This window comes from Pseudomonas sp. SWI36 (assembly GCF_002948105.1).
GTDB lineage: Bacteria > Pseudomonadota > Gammaproteobacteria > Pseudomonadales > Pseudomonadaceae > Aquipseudomonas > Aquipseudomonas alloputida.
Map to the genome: position 1 here is coordinate 467,649 of NZ_CP026675.1, position 18,067 is coordinate 485,715.

Consider the following 18,067-nt stretch of genomic DNA (forward strand, 5'->3'; position numbering starts at 1 on the left):
TCATGCACGCAAGACTCACGACGGGCAGCCCGCCGTGGTTTCTTATAATTAACGCTTCTTACGGTTGGCCACGTGAATGGCGCCGCCATTCACCGCCAGCGCTGCTTCATGCAACGCTTCGGACAGGGTTGGATGGCTGAAGACCATCATGCCCAGATCCTCGGCACTGGTGCCGAATTCCATTGCGATTGCGCCCTGCTGCACCAGTTCGGCAGCCGATGGGCCAATCACGTGAACACCCAGAACGCGGTCGGTCTTGGCATCGGCGATGACCTTGACGAAACCACCGGTGTCGTTGGCAGCCATCGCACGGCCGCTGGCCGCGAACGGGAAGGTGCCCACGTTAACCTCAACGCCCTCGGCCTTCAAGGCCTGTTCGGTCTTGCCGACCCACGCGATTTCCGGGTGGGTGTAGATGACCGACGGGATCAGGTCGTAGTTCATCTGGGCCTTGTGGCCCTTGATGCGCTCGACGACCATGATGCCCTCTTCCGAAGCCTTGTGGGCCAGCATCATACCGCGTACCACGTCACCGATGGCGTACACGCCCGGAACGCTGGTGGCGCAGTAATCGTCGACGAAGATGTAGCCACGCTCGTCGATGGTCACGCCGCTGTCGGAAGCCAGCAGATCGGTGGTCACCGGGCGACGACCGACTGCAACAATCAGCTTGTCGAAGGTGATCTTCTGCTCGCCTTCGGCGTTGGTGTAGGTCACTTCGACTTCATTGCCGTTGACTTTCGAGCCGGTGACGCGAGCGCCCAGCTTGATGTCCAGGCCTTGCTTGGTCAGGGTCTTCTGGGCTTCTTTCGACACGGCGGTGTCGGCAGCCATCAGGAAGGTGTCCAGGGCTTCCAGGACGGTCACTTCAGCACCCAGGCGAGCCCATACCGAGCCCAGCTCCAGGCCGATCACGCCTGCACCGATAACGCCCAGGCGCTTCGGTACGGCCTGGAATTCCAGGGCGCCGGTGGAGTCGACGATGACATTCTGGTCGACCGGGGCCGGCGGAATGTCGATCGGGCGCGAGCCGGAAGCCAGGATCACGTTCTCGGCTTCGATGACTTCGGTGGTGCCGTCAGCCTTGGTGACTTCGACCTTCTTGCCGGCCAGCAGCTTGCCGTGGCCCTGGATCGAAGTGACGCCGTTGGCCTTGAACAGGGTGGCAACGCCACCGGTCAGGTTCTTGACGATGCCGGCCTTGCGGCCAACCATCGCGGCGACGTCCATCTTCACTTCGCCAGTGGAGATACCGTGGACGTTGAAGCTCTCTTTGGCTTCCTTGTACTTCCAGGAGCTGTCCAGCAGCGCCTTGGAAGGAATGCAACCTACGTTCAGGCAGGTGCCGCCCAGGGCCAGTTTGCCCTCGGCGTCGGTGTACTTCTCGATACAGGCAGTCTTCAGACCAAGTTGGGCAGCCTTGATGGCAGCCACATAGCCGCCTGGGCCTGCACCGATTACCACTACGTCGAATTTCTGGGTCATAAAAGATTCCTTATCAGCTACAAGCTACAAGCCGCGAACCGCGCGGCCTGGCTTCTTGCGAAGCCAGGCCCGGCACGGTACGCAGCCAGAGGGTTAGATGTCCAGCAGCAGGCGGGACGGATCTTCCAGCAGGTTCTTGATAGTGACCAGGAAGGTTACCGCTTCCTTGCCGTCGATCAGGCGGTGATCGTACGACAGCGCCAGGTACATCATCGGGCGAATCACGACCTGGCCATTGATGGCCATCGGGCGCTGGATGATGTTGTGCATGCCGAGAATGGCGGCCTGCGGCGGGTTGACGATCGGGGTCGACATCATCGAACCGAAGGTGCCACCGTTGGTGATGGTGAAGGTGCCACCGGTCATCTCTTCGATGGACAGTTTGCCGTCACGGGCCTTCTTGCCGAAGGTAGCGATGCCGTTCTCGATTTCAGCCAGGCTCATCGACTCGGCGTTACGCAGCACCGGCACCACCAGGCCACGGTCGCTGGACACGGCAACACCGACGTCGGCGAAGCCGTGGTAGACGATGTCGTTGCCGTCGATCGAGGCGTTGACGGCCGGGAAGCGTTTCAGCGCTTCGGTAGCGGCTTTGACGAAGAACGACATGAAGCCCAGGCGCACGCCATTGTGGGTCTTCTCGAACAGGTCCTTGTACTTCGAACGCAGGGCCATGACTTCGGTCATGTCCACTTCGTTGAAGGTGGTCAGCATCGCCATGTTCGACTGGGCTTCGACCAGACGCTCGGCGATCTTGGCACGCAGGCGGGTCATCGGCACGCGCTTCTCGGTACGGTCGCCAGCAGCGACGACAACCGGGGCAGCGGCAGCAGCGGCAGGCTTGGCAGCCGGTGCAGCGGCAGGTGCCGACTTCTTCTTGGCAACAGCAGCAACCACGTCTTCCTTGGTGACGCGACCGCCTTTACCGGTACCTGCAACGGTAGCCAGGTCGATGCCGTTTTCTTCAGCCAGCTTGCGCGCAGCCGGGGCAGCGATCGGGTCATCTTCGCCAGCATCAGCGCTGGCAGCAGCCGGAGCAGCTGCAGGTGCGGCTGCCGCGGCAGGCGCAGCGGCAGCACCGCCCTCAACGATCGAACCCAGCAATTCGTCGGACAGGACGGTGTCGCCCTCGCCCTTGACGATGTCGCCGAGCACGCCATCGGCAGTAGCCAGTACTTCCAGGACAACCTTGTCAGTCTCGATGTCGACGATCAGCTCGTCACGCTTGACGGCTTCGCCCGGCTTCTTGTGCCAGGTGGCAACGGTGCCATCGGCAACCGATTCCGGGAAGGTTGGGGCTTTGATCTCGATAGCCATTATCTGTGTTTCCTTAAATTCGGTTTCAGGTGCGCGAAGGCGTTAGACAGTGAAGGCGTCTTGCAGCAGTTTTTCCTGCTGTTCGGCGTGCTTCGAAGCGTAACCACAGGCTGGCGCGGCAGAAGCGTCGCGACCGGCGTATTCCAGGACCAGTGCCTTGTTGTGGCGGCCCAGGATACGGCGCATGTGGTGCTGGCTGCTGTACCAGGCGCCCTGGTTCATCGGCTCTTCCTGACACCAGACCGCATGCTTGAGGTTGGTGTAAGGGGCGAGGATTTCGACCAGATCGTCCTCAGGGAACGGATACAGCTGCTCGATACGCAGGATGGCGATGTCTTCGCGGCCTTCGGCACGGCGTTTTTCCAGCAGGTCGTAGTAGACCTTGCCGCTGCACAGCACCAGACGCTCGACCTTGGCCGGATCGATTGCGTCGATTTCCGGGATCACGGTCTGGAACGAGCCTTCTGCCAGGTCTTCCAGGGTCGAGATGGCCAGCTTGTGGCGCAGCAACGACTTCGGCGTCAGGACTACCAGCGGCTTGCGCAGCGGGCGAATGACCTGGCGACGCAGCAGGTGGTAAATCTGTGCCGGCGTCGTCGGTACGCAGACCTGGATGTTGTGCTCGGCGCACAGCTGCAGGTAACGCTCCAGACGCGCGGAGGAGTGCTCCGGCCCCTGCCCTTCATAGCCGTGTGGCAGCAGCATGGTCAGGCCACACAGGCGGCCCCACTTGTGCTCACCACTGGTGATGAACTGGTCGATCACCACTTGCGCACCGTTGGCGAAGTCGCCGAACTGGGCTTCCCAGATCACCAGCGCGTTCGGCATGGTGGTGGAGTAGCCGTATTCGAAGGCCAGTACCGCCTCCTCGGACAGGAACGAATCGTACAGATCGAAACGTGGCTGGCCTGGGAACAGGTTCTGCAACGGAATGTAGGTGCTGGCGTCCTTCTGGTTGTGCAGCACCGCGTGACGGTGCGAGAAGGTGCCACGGCCAATGTCCTGGCCGGTCATGCGGATCGGGTGACCTTCGAACTGCAGGGTGGCGTAAGCCATGGTCTCTGCATAACCCCAGTTGATCGGCAAGCCACCGGCCTGCATCTTCTGACGGTCTTCGTAGATCTTCGACACCTGACGCTGGACCACGAAACCTTCCGGCAGCTCGAGCAGCTTGGCCGACAGATCCTGCAGGGTCTTGAGGTCGAAACGGGTGTCGTGACGCGCGGTCCAGGCATGGCCCAGGTACGGACGCCAGTCGACGAACAGCTCGCGGTTCGGCTCCTTGACCAGGCTTTTCACCACGTGCAGGCCATTGTCCAGCGCGTTGCGGTACTCGTCGATCTTGGCCTGAGCGCGCTCGGCGTCGATGCGACCGGCCTGGATCAGCTGCTCGGCATACAGCTCACGGGTAGTGCGCTGCTTGCTGATTTGCTGGTACATCAGCGGCTGGGTGCCGTTAGGCTCGTCAGCCTCGTTGTGGCCACGGCGACGGTAGCAGACCAGGTCGATGACCACGTCACGCTTGAACTGCATGCGGTAGTCGATGGCCAGCTGGGTGACGAACAGCACGGCTTCCGGGTCATCGCCGTTCACGTGCAGGATCGGTGCCTGGATCATCTTGGCAACGTCGGTCGCGTACTCGGTGGAGCGCGCATCCAGCGGGTTGCTGATGGTGAAACCAACCTGGTTGTTGATCACGATGTGCACGGTACCGCCGGTCTTGAACCCGCGGGTCTGCGACATCTGGAAGGTTTCCATGACCACGCCCTGGCCAGCGAACGCAGCGTCGCCGTGGATCGAGATCGGCAGCACCTTGTCGCCAACGGTATCGTTGCGGCGGTCCTGACGGGCGCGCACCGAACCCTCGACCACCGGCGAAACGATTTCCAGGTGGGACGGGTTGAACGCCATGGCCAGGTGCACTTCGCCACCCGGGGTCATCACGTTCGAAGAGAAGCCCTGGTGATACTTCACGTCACCGGAGCCCAACTCGTTCATCTTCTTGCCTTCGAACTCGTCGAACAGCTCGCGCGGGTTCTTGCCGAAGGTGTTTACCAGCACGTTCAGACGGCCACGGTGGGCCATGCCGATCACGACCTCCTTGGCGCCGTAAGAACCGGAACGCTGGATCATTTCATCCAGCATCGGAATCAGGCTCTCGCCGCCTTCAAGGCCGAAACGCTTGGTGCCCGGGTACTTGGTGCCCAGGTACTTTTCCAGGCCCTCACCGGCGGTCACGCGCTCGAGCAGGTGGGCCTGCACGTCAGCGGAAAATTCCGGACGGCCGCGCACGCTTTCCAGGCGCTGCTGGAACCAGCTGCGCTGCTCGGAATCGACGATGTGGGTGAATTCGGCGCCAATGGTGCGACAATATGTCTTCTGGAGTGCATCGAAGATGTCGCGTAGGCTCGCCTCCTCTTTGCCGATGAACAGGTCGCCGGCACGGAAGGTCGTATCAAGATCGGCATTGGTCAAGCCGTAGTGATTGATCGACAGGTCTACGGGCGCAGGGCGCTGCCACAACCCCAACGGGTCGAGCTTGGCAGCCTGATGGCCGCGCATACGATAGGCCTGGATCAGTCGCAGAACTTCAACCTGCTTCTTCTCGTGTTCACTGCTCACGCTCCCGGCGGAAACCGGTTGGGCGCGGCGCTGGTTCTTTGCCAGCAGTACGAAATGGTCGCGGATTGTCGAGTGCGATACATCAGTAGCGGTGCTGCCGTCGGCTGGCAACTTCTGGAAGTAAGTGCGCCACTCTTCTGGCACAGCGTTAGGGTCGTGCAGGTAGAGCTCGTAGAGCTCTTCCACATATGCAGCGTTACCACCTGAAAGGTGGGCGCTATCCCACATGCGCTGCATCACGCTTTCTTGCATGCTTGGTCACCCTCGATTAGGGGACTGATCGGCGAGAGCCACAGCAAACCTGGAAAAGTCCGAAAACAGCGACTGAACCACGCCACCTGGATCCTGCTGATTTTCCGGGTACCAGCCCGGAAAGCCCCTGCTGGTCTCATATCTTCATAGGTAATGAACGCGGGCTTTGTGGGCCCTTGTTCGGGTTTTACCTCAGTGCGGGCTCACCACCCGCACCTCGGCTTACTGCAGGTACAACGCTTTGTATCAGGTGCCGCTTTGCAGCAGCATGTTACGTACGTGACCGATTGCCTTGGTCGGGTTCAGACCTTTCGGGCAAACGTTTACGCAGTTCATGATCCCGCGGCAGCGGAATACGCTGAACGGGTCATCCAGGGACGCCAGGCGCTCCTGAGTCTTGGTATCGCGGCTGTCGGCAAGGAAGCGGTAGGCTTGCAGCAATGCTGCCGGGCCCAGGAACTTGTCCGGGTTCCACCAGAACGACGGGCAGGAAGTCGAGCAGCAAGCGCACAGGATGCACTCGTACAGGCCGTCCAGCTTGTCACGGTCTTCCGGCGACTGCAGGCGCTCGATGGCCGGGGCCGGGGTGTCGTTCTGCAGGAACGGCTTCACCTTCTCGTACTGCTTGTAGAAGATGCTCATATCGACCACCAGGTCACGAATGACCGGCAGGCCTGGCAGAGGACGCAGAACCAGCTTGCCGCCTTTCACCACCGCCGACAGCGGGGTGATGCAGGCCAGGCCGTTCTTGCCGTTCATGTTCATGCCATCAGAACCGCAAACGCCTTCACGGCAGGAGCGACGGTACGAGAAACCCTCGTCCTTTTCCTTGATCAGTGCCAATACATCCAGCACCATCAGGTCCTTGCCGCCGGTATCGACGTCGAACGACTCCATTTTTGGCGCCGAATCGGTGTCCGGGTTGTAACGATAAACTTCGACTTTCAACATAGCAGCCACCCTTAGTAAGTCCGAACTTTTGGTTCGAAGGCTGGAACAGTCTTCGGCGCAAAGTTGACGCCGCGCTTGGCAACGCGCTTCTCACCCGGGTAGTACAGGGTGTGGCACAGCCAGTTTTCGTCGTCACGGTCTTCGAAGTCTTCACGGGCGTGAGCGCCGCGGGACTCTTTACGGGCTTCGGCCGCGATGGCGGTAGCTTCGGCGACTTCCAGCAGGTTCTGCAGCTCCAGCGCTTCGATACGCGCGGTGTTGAAGGCCTGGGACTTGTCGTTGATCTTGACGTTGGCGATACGGTCACGCAGACCGGCCAGCTGCTCGATACCCTTCTGCATGTATTCGCCAGTACGGAATACACCGAAGTAGTTCTGCATGCAGCTCTGCAGCTCGCGCTTCAGGCTGGCAACGTCTTCACCGCTGGTACGCTCGTTGAGCTTGTTCAGGCGGTTCAGGGCAACATCGACGTCGGTGTCGCTGGCGTCGCGGTATTCCACGCCTTCGCTCAGCGCCTTCTCCAGGTGCAGGCCGGCAGCACGGCCGAACACCACCAGGTCGAGCAGCGAGTTGCCGCCCAGGCGGTTGGCACCGTGAACCGATACGCACGCCACTTCACCTACGGCGAACAGGCCCGGGATGATGTGATCCTGGCCGTCGGCGTCCATGGTGATGGCCTGGCCATGAATGTTGGTGGCAACGCCGCCCATCATGTAGTGGCAGGTCGGCACGACCGGCACCGGCGCGACCACAGGGTCGACGTGGGCGAAGGTCTTGGACAGTTCGCAGATACCTGGCAGGCGGCTGTGCAGCACTTCCTCGCCCAGGTGGTCCAGCTTCAGCAGTACGTGGTCCTTGTTCGGGCCCACGCCGTTGCCGGCGATGATTTCCTTGACCATGGAACGGGCAACCACGTCGCGGCCGGCCAGGTCTTTGGCGTTCGGCGCGTAACGCTCCATGAAGCGCTCGCCGTGGGCGTTGATCAGGTAGCCACCTTCACCGCGGCAACCCTCGGTGACCAGTACACCGGCGCCGGCGATACCGGTCGGGTGGAACTGCCACATTTCGATGTCCTGCACCGGCACGCCTGCACGCAGGGCCATGCCGATACCGTCACCGGTGTTGATCAGGGCATTGGTGGTGGACGCGTAGATACGGCCCGCACCGCCAGTGGCCAACACGGTGGCCTTGGACTTGATGTACAGGGTTTCGCCGGTTTCGATGCAGATGGCGATCACACCCACGAATGCGCCGTCCTGGTTCTTCACCAGGTCAACTGCGTAGTACTCGTTGAGGAACGTGGTGCCCGCTTTCAGGTTGCCCTGGTACAGGGTGTGCAGCAGTGCGTGACCGGTACGGTCCGAAGCGGCACAGGTACGGGCGGCCTGGCCACCCTTACCGAAGTCCTTGGACTGACCACCGAACGGGCGCTGGTAGATGCGGCCGGTTTCGGTGCGCGAGAACGGCAGACCCATGTGATCCAGCTCGAAGACCGCAGCCGGGCCTTCCTGACACATGTATTCGATAGCGTCCTGGTCACCGATGTAGTCGGAACCCTTGACGGTATCGTACATGTGCCAGCGCCAGTCGTCGTTCGGGTCGGCCGAAGCGATGGCGCAGGTGATGCCGCCCTGGGCGGATACGGTGTGCGAACGGGTCGGGAAGACCTTGGTGACTACGGCAGTCTTGTGGCCGCCTTGAGCCAGTTGCAGCGCTGCGCGCATGCCGGCGCCGCCGCCACCGATGATGATGGCGTCGAAGGAAATGGTTGGAATGCTAGCCATGGATCAGATACCCCAGAGAATCTGCACACCCCAGACGAAGTAAGCGAACATCGCAACGCCGCATACCGCCTGGAACAGGAAACGAATCGCAGTTGCCGACTTGCCGAACGACATAGGCGTCAGGTAGTCGGTTGCAATGGTCCACATGCCAACCCAGGCGTGAGCGCCCAGGGCAACGAGGGCCAGCAGACTGAAGATCCGCATCGCGTTGTTGGAGAACAGACCATGCCACTGGGTGTAGTCGATGCCTGGGTGGGCGACCACGTAGCCGATCAGGAAGAGGAAGTAAGCCGCGAGAACGACCGCAGAAACGCGCTGCGCCATCCAGTCATAGAGGCCCGAACGCGACAGGTTCGTGACATTGGTTACCATACCCAAACTCCCACCAGAACGATCAGCACCACGGAGATGACGATCACGATTTTCGAGCCCAGCTTGCCGCCTTCCAGCGTCTCACCGATACCCATGTCCATGATCAGGTGACGAACACCTGCCACGAGGTGATAAAGCAGGGCGGACAGCAGACCCCAGGTCACGAACTTGGCCAGCGGGCTGGTCAGACACGCCTTCACCTCACCGAAGCCTTCCTCGGAACCCAGCGACTTGCCCAGTGCATAAAGCATGATGGCAAGGCCGATGAACAGGATGACGCCGGAGATACGGTGCAGGATGGACGTGTACGCAGTGACGGGGAGCTTGATGGTCCTTAGGTCTAGGTTTACAGGTCGTTGGCTTTTCACGGCTTTTTTCACACTGAAGAGCCCCTAGCGAATCAGGGCAAAGTTGTTGGTAAGTGTACTGGTCAGGTACCCACCACCCAGGGAACGGCGACCCCCAGCAGTTCGGGCTTGCAAGCCCCTGGCGGTCGGGTGCCGAGTATAGACAGTTAGGCTGCTTATGACAACGTGACGGGGTAGCCCAAATAGCGCATTGCCTTTAATGAACAAAAGGCGTAAATGGGCGAGAATTTCGGGAAAAATCAGGCTTGAATGCCTGATTCAACAAGCCTTTAGGCAAATTGACATCTGAATTTATCCCTCTATAGTGGTGCGGGCCCTGCGTGGGGGGTCTGTCTGATGATTTCAAGCATTAATAGGAGGCCACATGGCTGACAAAAAAGCGCAGTTGGTCATCGAGGGCGCTGCCCCCGTCGAGCTGCCCATTTTAACCGGCACCGTTGGTCCTGATGTAATCGACGTCCGCGGGTTAGGGGCCACTGGTCACTTCACCTTCGACCCAGGTTTCATGGCGACTGCCTCGTGCGAGTCGAAGATCACCTATATTGACGGCGACAAAGGTATCCTGCTGCACCGCGGCTACCCGATCGAGCAACTCGCCGAACAGTCCGACTACCTCGAAACCTGCTACCTGCTGCTCAATGGCGAACTGCCGAACGCCGAGCAGAAGGCCCAGTTCGTCAGCACCGTCAAGAACCACACCATGGTTCACGAGCAGCTGAAGTCCTTCTTCAACGGCTTCCGTCGCGACGCTCACCCGATGGCGGTGATGTGCGGCGTAGTCGGCGCCCTGTCGGCGTTCTATCACGACTCCCTGGACATCAATAACCCGCAACACCGCGAAATCTCCGCGGTGCGCCTGGTCGCCAAGATGCCGACCCTGGCTGCGATGGTTTACAAGTACTCCATGGGCCAGCCGATGATGTACCCGCGCAACGACCTGTCGTACGCGGAAAACTTCCTGCACATGATGTTCAACACCCCGTGCGAGATCAAACCGATCAGCCCGGTGCTGGCCAAGGCAATGGACCGGATCTTCATCCTCCACGCCGACCACGAGCAGAACGCCTCCACCTCCACCGTTCGTCTGGCAGGCTCGTCGGGTGCCAACCCGTTCGCCTGTATCGCCGCCGGTATCGCCGCACTGTGGGGCCCGGCCCACGGCGGTGCGAACGAAGCCGTACTGACCATGCTGGATGAAATCGGCGATGTCTCGAACATCGACAAATTCATCGCCAAGGCCAAGGACAAGAACGACCCGTTCAAGCTGATGGGCTTCGGTCACCGCGTGTACAAGAACCGCGACCCGCGCGCCACCGTGATGAAGCAGACCTGCGACGAAGTCCTGCGCGAGCTGGGCATCAAGAACGACCCGCAGCTGGAACTGGCCATGCGCCTGGAAGAGATCGCCCTGACCGATCCTTACTTCATCGAGCGCTCGCTGTACCCGAACGTCGACTTCTACTCGGGGATCATCCTCAAGGCGATCGGTATTCCGACCAGCATGTTCACCGTGATCTTCGCCCTGGCACGTACCGTGGGCTGGATCTCGCACTGGAAAGAAATGCTCTCCAGCCCGTACAAGATCGGCCGTCCGCGCCAGCTGTACACCGGCGAGCAGAAGCGCGACATCGTTGCCCTGAAAGACCGCAAGTAAGCTGCAGTAGCCGAACGCAAGAAGGCTGCCCTCGGGCAGCCTTTTTCATTTGTCCTGTACCGGCCTCTTCGCGGGCTTGCCCGCTCCCACAGGTACTGCACAGATCTCGAGGGCTGCGCTGTACCTGTGGGAGCGGGCAAGCCCGCGAAGAGGCCGGCACAGACACCACAAAACCTCAGTTTTTCTCCGCCCGCTCGCGCAGCCCTTTCAGGGTATTGAACGGCGCATCCACCACGAACTTGTTGGCCACCATCGCCGGCACGCTACCACCTGGCTCGGTGTGCACCTGGTAGGTCACTTCAGTGCTGTCACCCTTGGGCACCAGCTTCCAGAAGCCGTCGACTTTTGCCACCCGAACAAAACCCTTCTCTTCCGGCAGGTAAGTCGGCTCTTCTTTCAGGTTACGGGTCAGGCTGCCATCCGCCTCCTTGACGGTCGTAATGTGCAGCACGGAATCACGCGGCGTCACCGGCCATGGCGTATTGAACTGGGTATAGGTCCAGCTCTGGTCACCTTCGTGCTTGAGCAGCTTCTGCGACTTGCATTCGTGAATCCAGGCACAAGCCCCGGACACGTCCTCCTGCAGCGCCTCGACCTTGGCCAGCGGCGCCTTGATCACGGTCACACCGCGATAGGCCTTGTACTTGGACCCGGCCACCTCACTGAGGGATACCTTGATGCCCTCCTCGTCCTTGGCCACTTGCCAGTTTTCAGCCCAGGCCACAGGCGACAGCAGAACACCCACACCACACAGCAGTGCAATACGCTTGAACGATCTCATCATGTTTATCCTTGTTGTCGAAGATCCAGCCTGTCACGCCGCCGTCATCTGCTCCCACCAGCCAAGAATCCTGATTGCCTCGTCACGATCACTGCCGCACACCTCGACATCTGCCTTGAAACCACCGCACACCGCCGGCCGCTCAGGCTTGCCGAACAGGTCGCAAAGGTTGGCCGCAGTCAGGTGCAGGCAGCGCTCACCCGCCGGCTTGCCATTGGGCATTCGCGGCATCGCAGAAGTGATGGACGGGGCGATGCAGCAGGCACCACAGCCCTCACGGCATTGCATGGCTATTCACCAAAATCAGGACTCCCTGGAACAAAACGGGACGAACGTCCCTGGATAGTAACCGCTCAAACAGTCGTTTGAAATTGCTGGCACGATGAAATCTGCTGTGACCTGGCAGTCAGTTCCCGCCTATTGGCGATACTCGAAATCGATGGCAGCTCCTTCCACGTCATGACGGCTGTCATTGCGCAGTTGCAGCTGCATTTCGTTGTTGATCAGCCGGCCATTGAGCTGATACGGACTGTCATTGGTCTCTGGCTTTTCTGTGAACATGGGCGGCAACAAAGGTTTGCGCCGCTGGATTGGCGAAGGCGTGCCTACATCCGGCTCAAGTTTGTCGACCATATCAACGGGCAGGCTGAGGTCCAGATTTGTCTTGGGCAAGGGCTTGGCAACCGCTTTGCTGACCGGCTTGTGTACAGGCTTGGCAGTCGCCTTTTTTGGCACGTGCTTGCCCTGAGCTGCCTGAGCCTGGTTTGCCGGTTGCGCAGCCAAGGCAGGGACGACCGGGCAGCAGAACGTCAGAAGGCACACGATCAGTACAAAGCAGCGCGAAGTGTTCATGGCAAATGGACAGACTGGCAGGAAAAATGCCTATGCTCCCTGTTCCACAGGCGGCTTGCAAGCCTTACAACAGCGTGACCGCAGTCTCCCTGCACAACTGCTGCGCCAGCAAACCGAGCGTAATCACAGCCCGCTCGGCCTCTTTATTCCAAGGTATGCCGCAATTGAGTCGGACACAGTGGTTGAACTGCTCTGTGTTACTGAATATCAGTCCTGGTGCAATGCTGATGCCCTGCTCCAGCGCGCGCACATGCAGCTCCTGGGTATTGACCCGACCAGGCAGGCTCACCCAGAGGATGAAGCCGCCTGTCGGCCGGGTCATCTGGGTACCCTCGGGGAAGTGCTGCTGCACTGCCAGCTGATAGGCACTGAGGTTCTTGCGATATTCCTGGCGTATGTAGCGCAGATGCCGGTCGTAGCCGCCATTTTCCAGGTAGGCTGCCACGCCCATCTGCGTCACGCTACAGGCCGAGTGGGTGGTAAAAGTCTGCAGGCGCTGAATTTCGTCCTGGTAACGCCCGGCGATCATCCACCCCACCCGCACGCCAGGGGACAGGGTCTTGGAGAAGCTCGAACAGTAGATCACCCGGTCCAGCCGGTCGAACGCCTTCAGCGCCTTGGTCTTGCCTTGCTCGAACATCAGCTCACCGTAGATGTCATCCTCGATGATCTGGATATCAAAGTCCGAGGCCAGGCGCAGCAATTGCTTTTGCCGCTCTTCGGGAACGGTGCCGCCCAGCGGGTTGCTCAAGCGCGCAGTGAGCACCAGCGCCTTGATCGACCATTGGTTAGCCGCCAGTTGCAAGGCTTCGAGGCTGATACCGGTGGACGGGTCACTGGGGATTTCGATCACTTTCAAACCCAGCAGGTCTGCCAGCTGCAGCAAGCCGTAATAGGTCGGTGACTCGGCGGCGATCAGGTCACCTGGGCGGGTCAGCACCCGCAGCGACATCTGCAGGGCATCGACACACCCATGGGTCACGATCACTTCGCGCGGGTCGACCAGCACGCCGGCATCGCGCATGCGTATGGCGATCTGTCGGCGCAGCGGCTCGAAACCGGGGCTGAACATGTAGCTGAAGGCGCGCGGGCTATGGAAGCGCGTCACCTTGGCGATTTGCTGATGCAGGGCGCGCACTGGCAGGTAGTCGACATGCGGCACAGCAGCGCCAAACGGGAACACACCATCGCGGCGCGCCTCAGTCAGCACCTGCTGGATGATGCTGGCGCGCGTGACCAGGCCCGGGCGCTCCACCCGAGCGATGTCCGGGGTTTGCGCGGTCAAGGCAGGGGTCTGGTGCACGTAATAGCCAGACTGCGGCCGCGCCCGGATAAGCCCCTGGTCCTCGAGATTGGCATAGGCCTGCAACACCGTGGCATGGCTGACATTGAGCTGGGCGCTCATCTTGCGCACGGAGGGTACCCGCTCGCCTGGCTGGTAGACACCGCGACGGATATCATCGGCCAGTTGCTGGGCGATACGCTGGTACAGCAGCAGGTTGGTCATGTCGACATGCTCGTTGTTCTTGTACGGGTCACTGACGGTAGAGGATACCGTAACAGTTGCAAAGTGTACTGGGACAGATTGCAACGTAGTCGACAATACAACAGCGTGACAGCTATCGAAACGATTAAACCGACATAAAACGGGCCGCAAAGCGGCCCATTTCTACAAGACTCAGCGCGCCGGTGCGAGCCGCCCCTTGTCATCGGAGAATACGATCTCCACCCGACGGTTCTGTGCCCTGCCCCGCTCCGAAGCATTGGCCTCGATCGGGTACTGGTCGCCATAGCCTTCAACCTGCAGGCGCTTTTCGTCGATGCCCAGGTCCACAAGCATGTCGGCCACGGACTGCGCCCGGTCGCGCGACAGCTTGAGATTCTCCTCGCCCGCGCCAGTACTGTCGGTATAGCCCTCGATACGCACTACCCGGCGCGGGTTGAGCTGCAGGAACTGCACCAGCTTGAGCACAGTCCGGCTGGCCGAGTTCTTCAGGTCGGCACTGCCGGTATCGAACAGCACATCGCCCAAGGTCATCACCAAGCCACGGTCGGCCTGCTCCGAAGCCAACGCGGCAATCTGCGACTCGACCCACTTGCCCTGCTGCTGCACGCTGGCCAGTTTGGCCTCACGCAAGGCCAGCTGCAGGCGCTGGCGCTCCAGGTCGAGCTTGGCCTGGCGCTCCTGGTTCAGCGCCAGCTTGGCATGCTCGCGGGCAATCTCGCTGTAGCGCTGGCTGAGGTAAGCATAATGCCGCACATCGGAACCGGTGCCGATGTAACTGGACAGGCGCTCGGCGCGAGCCAGCGACTCACCCGCCCGAATCACGTCACGCGGCGCGCTGCGCAGCACATCGGAATCATCTTTGACCCCCTGGAAGGCGACGGTGGCCTCATCCAGCGCGGCACTGCTGCGCGGGCTGGCGCAACCTTGCAAACCTGCCGTCAGCGCCAACAATGCCAGTGCAGCCAAAGGCGTACGACGGATCATGGCTGTACCTCCAGTTGCTTGCGCAAGCGCTTGACCCGCGACTGCAGCACCTGCAGCTGCTCTTCGCTCTTCTGGTTCAGCACCTGGGCCTCGGCCAGGCGCGCATCCAGCTCGGCTTGCTCAGCGCGCATGCGCGCATCGCGGTAGTCCTGGGTAAGCATGTTGGCCTTGGCGCGGGCCAACTTGTCTTCAGCCAGTTTCAGCGTTTCGACCTGCTCAGTGGCGCCGACGGCCTTGGCCTGGTCCAGTGCCTGTTCGGAAATGCGCATCTGCTCTTCAGGGGCCGGATCATTGGCGCAGCCAGCCAGGCCGAGCACGGCCAGGGCAAGGATTAGTGGTTGGGTTCTCACGCAATCTTCCTAGTGTTTGGGGGCGTCCGCCGGTACCTGCATCTGCGCTTTCCAGCGCTCGACATTTCGTTGCAGCACAGCTTCGGATGCACCAGAGATCGGCAATTCTGTCAGTTTTTTTGCCAATTGCCCACGCAACCAGCTGTCATTACACGCCGAGTTGTGCGATAGCGCCAGGTACAGGCCCGGCCTGTCCACCGGCAAGCCGCGGGCTATCAGGTCATTGCTCATGCCCAGGCTCTGGGCCATGGCCATACCGGAGTAACGGCCAGCCAGCACATAGTCCACCTGGCCGAGTACCAGTTTCTGAAAGGCCTGGGTCAGGTTTTGCGCCGGCACCAGCTTGAGCTGTGCCTTGGCGAACGCAGTAAAGGCCGGGGTCAGGCGTGCACGCTCGGACAAACTGCCCTGATATCTGGCCAGATCGGCCGGGCCATCAAAGGTCACCGCTGCATCATGGCGGGTCCACACCAGGTACTCATTGAGCTGCAACGGCGGATGGATGTAGTCCAGCGCGGTCAGTTGCTCCACCTGCAAGGGTGTGTCGAGCAGCAGGTCCATGCGCCCACTGCGCACCTCTTCCAGCGCCTGATCACGGCGACCGGCACTCAGCACCTCGACCTTCACACCCAGTTCGCCAGCCACCTGGCGCAACAGGTCGACGTTGGCGCCAATCAGGTGCCCGGGGTCTTTTGGGTCTTGCCACGAATAGGGCGGCGCATCTGGGCTACCGGTCGCCACCAGGCGCTCGCATTTGCCTGCTGCCATAGCCAGTGATGGTAGCAACAGCGCCACGCACGCCAGCACCCTGCCCGTTCCGCGCAACGTCATGCCTTACTCCTCAACCCATAAAAAAACCCGACCCTCAAAGCGAGGGCCGGGTTCTTTATAAGTGAAGCAGGCGGATCAGACCAGCTTTTCCAGCTCCGGAACCGCTTCGAACAGGTCAGCGACCAGGCCGTAGTCGGCCACCTGGAAGATCGGCGCTTCTTCGTCCTTGTTGATCGCCACGATCACTTTGGAGTCTTTCATGCCGGCCAGGTGCTGGATCGCGCCGGAGATACCGACGGCGATGTACAGCTGTGGCGCAACGATCTTGCCGGTCTGGCCGACCTGCATGTCGTTCGGCACGAAGCCTGCGTCGACTGCGGCGCGCGAAGCACCAACCGCAGCGCCGAGCTTGTCGGCCAGGCTGTACAGGTGTTTGAAGTTGTCACCGTTGCCCATGCCACGGCCGCCGGAAACGACGATCTTGGCAGCGGTCAGCTCTGGGCGGTCGGACTTGGCCAGCTCTTCGCCAACGAAAGCCGAAATACCGGCGTTGTGCGCAGCGCCAACAGCCTCGACGGCAGCCGAACCACCTTCGGCGGCCACGGCGTCGAAGCCGGTGGTACGCACGGTGATCACCTTGATGGCCGCGCTCGATTGCACGGTGGCAATAGCGTTACCCGCGTAGATCGGGCGCTTGAAGGTGTCGGCGGACTCGACCGAGATGATCTCGGAGATCTGGTCCACGTCCAGCAGCGCGGCAACACGTGGCAGGATGTTCTTGCCGTTGGTGGTAGCCGGGGCCAGCACGTGGCTGTAACCCTTGGCCAGCTCGACGATCAGCGGCGCGACGTTTTCCGGCAGGACGTGGGCGTAGGCGGCGTTATCAGCCACCAGCACCTTGGCAACACCAGAGATTTTGGCAGCGGCTTCAGCAACGCCGCCGACGTTCTGGCCTGCGACCAGCACGTGCACATCACCACCGATCTTGGCGGCTGCGGCGACAGTGTTCAGGGTGGCCGGGGCTACGGCACCGTTCTCCGGACCTTGTAGAAGGTCAGCGACAACCAGGATAGTCATATCAGATTACCTTCGCTTCGTTCTTCAGCTTCTCGACCAGTTCGGCCACCGATTTGACCTTGATGCCAGCGCTGCGGGCAGCCGGGGCTTCAACCTTCACGGTCTTGTTGGTGGAGGCGAGGGAAACGCCCAGTGCGTCTGGAGTAACAGTCTCCAGTGGCTTCTTCTTGGCCTTCATGATGTTCGGCAGCGACGCGTAGCGTGGCTCGTTCAGGCGCAGGTCGGTGGTGACGATCGCGGGCAGGTTCAGTGCAACGGTCTGCAGGCCGCCATCGATTTCACGGGTGACATTCAGCTTGTCGCCAGCGACTTCGACCTTGGACGCAAAGGTACCCTGGGCGAAGCCAGTCAGCGCGGCCAGCATCTGGCCGGTCTGGTTGTTGTCACTGTCGATGGCCTGCTTGCCGAGGATGACCAGCTGCGGCTGCTCCTTGTCGACAACGGCCTTCAGCGCCTTGGCCACGGCCAGGGAGTTCAGTTCGTCAGCGGCTTCTACCAGAATGGCACGGTCGGCACCCAGGGCCAGGGCAGTACGCAGTTGCTCCTGAGCGGTGGTCGGGCCGACGGAAACCACGACGATCTCGGTCGCAACGCCTTTTTCCTTCAGGCGTACGGCTTCTTCCACGGCGATTTCGCAGAAGGGGTTCATGGACATCTTGACGTTAGCAAGGTCGACGCCGGAGTTGTCCGCTTTGACGCGAACCTTGACGTTGTAGTCGACCACTCGTTTGACAGCTACAAGAACCTTCATGGATTCCTCGTTACTCTCCGGTGAATAGATAGTCGCCTGGGGCAGAGCCCAGCGATGCGCGTGGGTACAAGGGCACCTCTAAAAACGTATGGGGAGGCAGCATCTTCACAGTGACCAAACAGTCTTGTTCGGACTCTTGCGACAAATCCTCACGGGTCATTTCCTGTCGTGGCGTGTAAACTCCACTAC

General features: G+C 60.8%; 17 protein-coding genes. 1 reads left to right on the top strand and 16 read right to left on the bottom strand.

Going from position 1 to position 18,067, the window contains the following annotated elements:
• Window positions 1-48: 48 nt before the first annotated feature.
• The 7 genes from lpdA to sdhC all read right to left on the bottom strand — a co-directional run bounded on the left by lpdA (window position 49) and on the right by sdhC (window position 9,163).
• Window positions 49-1,485, bottom strand: coding sequence for a dihydrolipoyl dehydrogenase (gene lpdA, locus C4Q27_RS02425; RefSeq protein WP_010954949.1), 1,437 nt, complete (start codon window positions 1,483-1,485; stop codon window positions 49-51).
• Window positions 1,486-1,578: 93 nt separating this feature from the next.
• Window positions 1,579-2,802, bottom strand: coding sequence for a 2-oxoglutarate dehydrogenase complex dihydrolipoyllysine-residue succinyltransferase (odhB, locus tag C4Q27_RS02430; protein ID WP_064493140.1), 1,224 nt, complete (start codon window positions 2,800-2,802; stop codon window positions 1,579-1,581).
• A gap of 42 nt (window positions 2,803-2,844) precedes the next feature.
• Window positions 2,845-5,676, bottom strand: coding sequence for a 2-oxoglutarate dehydrogenase E1 component (locus tag C4Q27_RS02435; protein WP_003254210.1), 2,832 nt, complete (start codon window positions 5,674-5,676; stop codon window positions 2,845-2,847).
• A gap of 246 nt (window positions 5,677-5,922) precedes the next feature.
• Window positions 5,923-6,627, bottom strand: coding sequence for a succinate dehydrogenase iron-sulfur subunit (locus tag C4Q27_RS02440; protein ID WP_003254212.1), 705 nt, complete (start codon window positions 6,625-6,627; stop codon window positions 5,923-5,925).
• 11 nt (window positions 6,628-6,638) lie between these two features.
• Window positions 6,639-8,411, bottom strand: a complete 1,773-nt coding sequence (sdhA, locus tag C4Q27_RS02445; RefSeq protein ID WP_003254213.1) for a succinate dehydrogenase flavoprotein subunit — start codon at window positions 8,409-8,411, stop codon at window positions 6,639-6,641.
• Between the two features lie 3 nt (window positions 8,412-8,414).
• Window positions 8,415-8,783 (bottom strand): succinate dehydrogenase, hydrophobic membrane anchor protein, encoded by a 369-nt coding sequence (sdhD, locus tag C4Q27_RS02450; RefSeq protein WP_003254214.1) that lies wholly within the window; start codon window positions 8,781-8,783, stop codon window positions 8,415-8,417.
• Window positions 8,777-9,163, bottom strand: coding sequence for a succinate dehydrogenase, cytochrome b556 subunit (gene sdhC / locus C4Q27_RS02455; RefSeq protein WP_008091902.1), 387 nt, complete (start codon window positions 9,161-9,163; stop codon window positions 8,777-8,779). The genes sdhD and sdhC overlap by 7 nt, the downstream gene beginning before the upstream one ends.
• A 352-nt stretch (window positions 9,164-9,515) precedes the next feature.
• On the opposite strand from sdhC, the gene gltA reads away from it, so the two are divergent.
• Window positions 9,516-10,805: a citrate synthase gene (gene gltA, locus C4Q27_RS02460; RefSeq protein WP_003254218.1), complete on the top strand. Its 1,290-nt coding sequence runs from the start codon at window positions 9,516-9,518 to the stop codon at window positions 10,803-10,805.
• 175 nt (window positions 10,806-10,980) lie between these two features.
• Here gltA and C4Q27_RS02465 read toward each other — a convergent pair whose 3' ends face one another.
• From C4Q27_RS02465 to C4Q27_RS02505, 9 genes are all read right to left on the bottom strand, one after another.
• Complete coding sequence (locus C4Q27_RS02465) at window positions 10,981-11,586, bottom strand: START domain-containing protein (protein ID WP_043195569.1); 606 nt, start codon at window positions 11,584-11,586, stop codon at window positions 10,981-10,983.
• 33 nt (window positions 11,587-11,619) lie between these two features.
• Window positions 11,620-11,874 (bottom strand): YkgJ family cysteine cluster protein, encoded by a 255-nt coding sequence (locus C4Q27_RS02470; RefSeq protein ID WP_019437847.1) that lies wholly within the window; start codon window positions 11,872-11,874, stop codon window positions 11,620-11,622.
• Window positions 11,875-12,003: 129 nt separating this feature from the next.
• Window positions 12,004-12,438 carry a hypothetical protein gene (locus C4Q27_RS02475; protein WP_104886405.1) on the bottom strand — a complete coding sequence of 145 codons (435 nt, stop codon included), beginning with the start codon at window positions 12,436-12,438 and terminating at the stop codon, window positions 12,004-12,006.
• A 64-nt stretch (window positions 12,439-12,502) separates the two neighbouring features.
• Window positions 12,503-13,945, bottom strand: a complete 1,443-nt coding sequence (locus C4Q27_RS02480) for a PLP-dependent aminotransferase family protein (protein WP_003254223.1) — start codon at window positions 13,943-13,945, stop codon at window positions 12,503-12,505.
• 171 nt (window positions 13,946-14,116) lie between these two features.
• On the bottom strand, window positions 14,117-14,929 hold the full coding sequence (locus C4Q27_RS02485) for an OmpA family protein (protein WP_064493138.1): 813 nt from the start codon (window positions 14,927-14,929) through the stop codon (window positions 14,117-14,119).
• Window positions 14,926-15,279: a DUF4398 domain-containing protein gene (locus C4Q27_RS02490; protein ID WP_014859265.1), complete on the bottom strand. Its 354-nt coding sequence runs from the start codon at window positions 15,277-15,279 to the stop codon at window positions 14,926-14,928. The genes C4Q27_RS02485 and C4Q27_RS02490 overlap by 4 nt, the downstream gene beginning before the upstream one ends.
• A 9-nt stretch (window positions 15,280-15,288) precedes the next feature.
• A complete protein-coding gene (locus C4Q27_RS02495) occupies window positions 15,289-16,110 on the bottom strand; it encodes an ABC transporter substrate-binding protein (protein WP_020193859.1) in 822 nt (273 codons plus the stop codon).
• A gap of 75 nt (window positions 16,111-16,185) precedes the next feature.
• Window positions 16,186-17,127 (bottom strand): electron transfer flavoprotein subunit alpha/FixB family protein, encoded by a 942-nt coding sequence (locus C4Q27_RS02500; RefSeq protein WP_004573654.1) that lies wholly within the window; start codon window positions 17,125-17,127, stop codon window positions 16,186-16,188.
• Between the two features lies 1 nt (window position 17,128).
• Window positions 17,129-17,878 carry an electron transfer flavoprotein subunit beta/FixA family protein gene (locus tag C4Q27_RS02505; RefSeq protein WP_003254232.1) on the bottom strand — a complete coding sequence of 250 codons (750 nt, stop codon included), beginning with the start codon at window positions 17,876-17,878 and terminating at the stop codon, window positions 17,129-17,131.
• Window positions 17,879-18,067 lie beyond the last annotated feature (189 nt).

Excerpts from the sequence above, each read along its gene's own strand:
- lpdA (WP_010954949.1), bottom strand. The coding sequence starts at position 1,485 with ATGACCCAGAAATTCGACGTAGTGGTAATCGGTGCAGGCCCAGGCGGC.
- C4Q27_RS02505 (WP_003254232.1), bottom strand. The coding sequence starts at position 17,878 with ATGAAGGTTCTTGTAGCTGTCAAACGAGTGGTCGACTACAACGTCAAG.
- C4Q27_RS02495 (WP_020193859.1), bottom strand. The coding sequence starts at position 16,110 with ATGACGTTGCGCGGAACGGGCAGGGTGCTGGCGTGCGTGGCGCTGTTG.
- C4Q27_RS02440 (WP_003254212.1), bottom strand. The coding sequence starts at position 6,627 with ATGTTGAAAGTCGAAGTTTATCGTTACAACCCGGACACCGATTCGGCG.
- C4Q27_RS02480 (WP_003254223.1), bottom strand. The coding sequence starts at position 13,945 with ATGACCAACCTGCTGCTGTACCAGCGTATCGCCCAGCAACTGGCCGAT.
- C4Q27_RS02465 (WP_043195569.1), bottom strand. The coding sequence starts at position 11,586 with ATGAGATCGTTCAAGCGTATTGCACTGCTGTGTGGTGTGGGTGTTCTG.
- odhB (WP_064493140.1), bottom strand. The coding sequence starts at position 2,802 with ATGGCTATCGAGATCAAAGCCCCAACCTTCCCGGAATCGGTTGCCGAT.
- C4Q27_RS02470 (WP_019437847.1), bottom strand. The coding sequence starts at position 11,874 with ATGCAATGCCGTGAGGGCTGTGGTGCCTGCTGCATCGCCCCGTCCATC.
- sdhD (WP_003254214.1), bottom strand. The coding sequence starts at position 8,783 with ATGGTAACCAATGTCACGAACCTGTCGCGTTCGGGCCTCTATGACTGG.
- C4Q27_RS02500 (WP_004573654.1), bottom strand. The coding sequence starts at position 17,127 with ATGACTATCCTGGTTGTCGCTGACCTTCTACAAGGTCCGGAGAACGGT.
- C4Q27_RS02485 (WP_064493138.1), bottom strand. The coding sequence starts at position 14,929 with ATGATCCGTCGTACGCCTTTGGCTGCACTGGCATTGTTGGCGCTGACG.
- C4Q27_RS02475 (WP_104886405.1), bottom strand. The coding sequence starts at position 12,438 with ATGAACACTTCGCGCTGCTTTGTACTGATCGTGTGCCTTCTGACGTTC.
- C4Q27_RS02435 (WP_003254210.1), bottom strand. The coding sequence starts at position 5,676 with ATGCAAGAAAGCGTGATGCAGCGCATGTGGGATAGCGCCCACCTTTCA.
- gltA (WP_003254218.1), top strand. The coding sequence starts at position 9,516 with ATGGCTGACAAAAAAGCGCAGTTGGTCATCGAGGGCGCTGCCCCCGTC.
- sdhA (WP_003254213.1), bottom strand. The coding sequence starts at position 8,411 with ATGGCTAGCATTCCAACCATTTCCTTCGACGCCATCATCATCGGTGGC.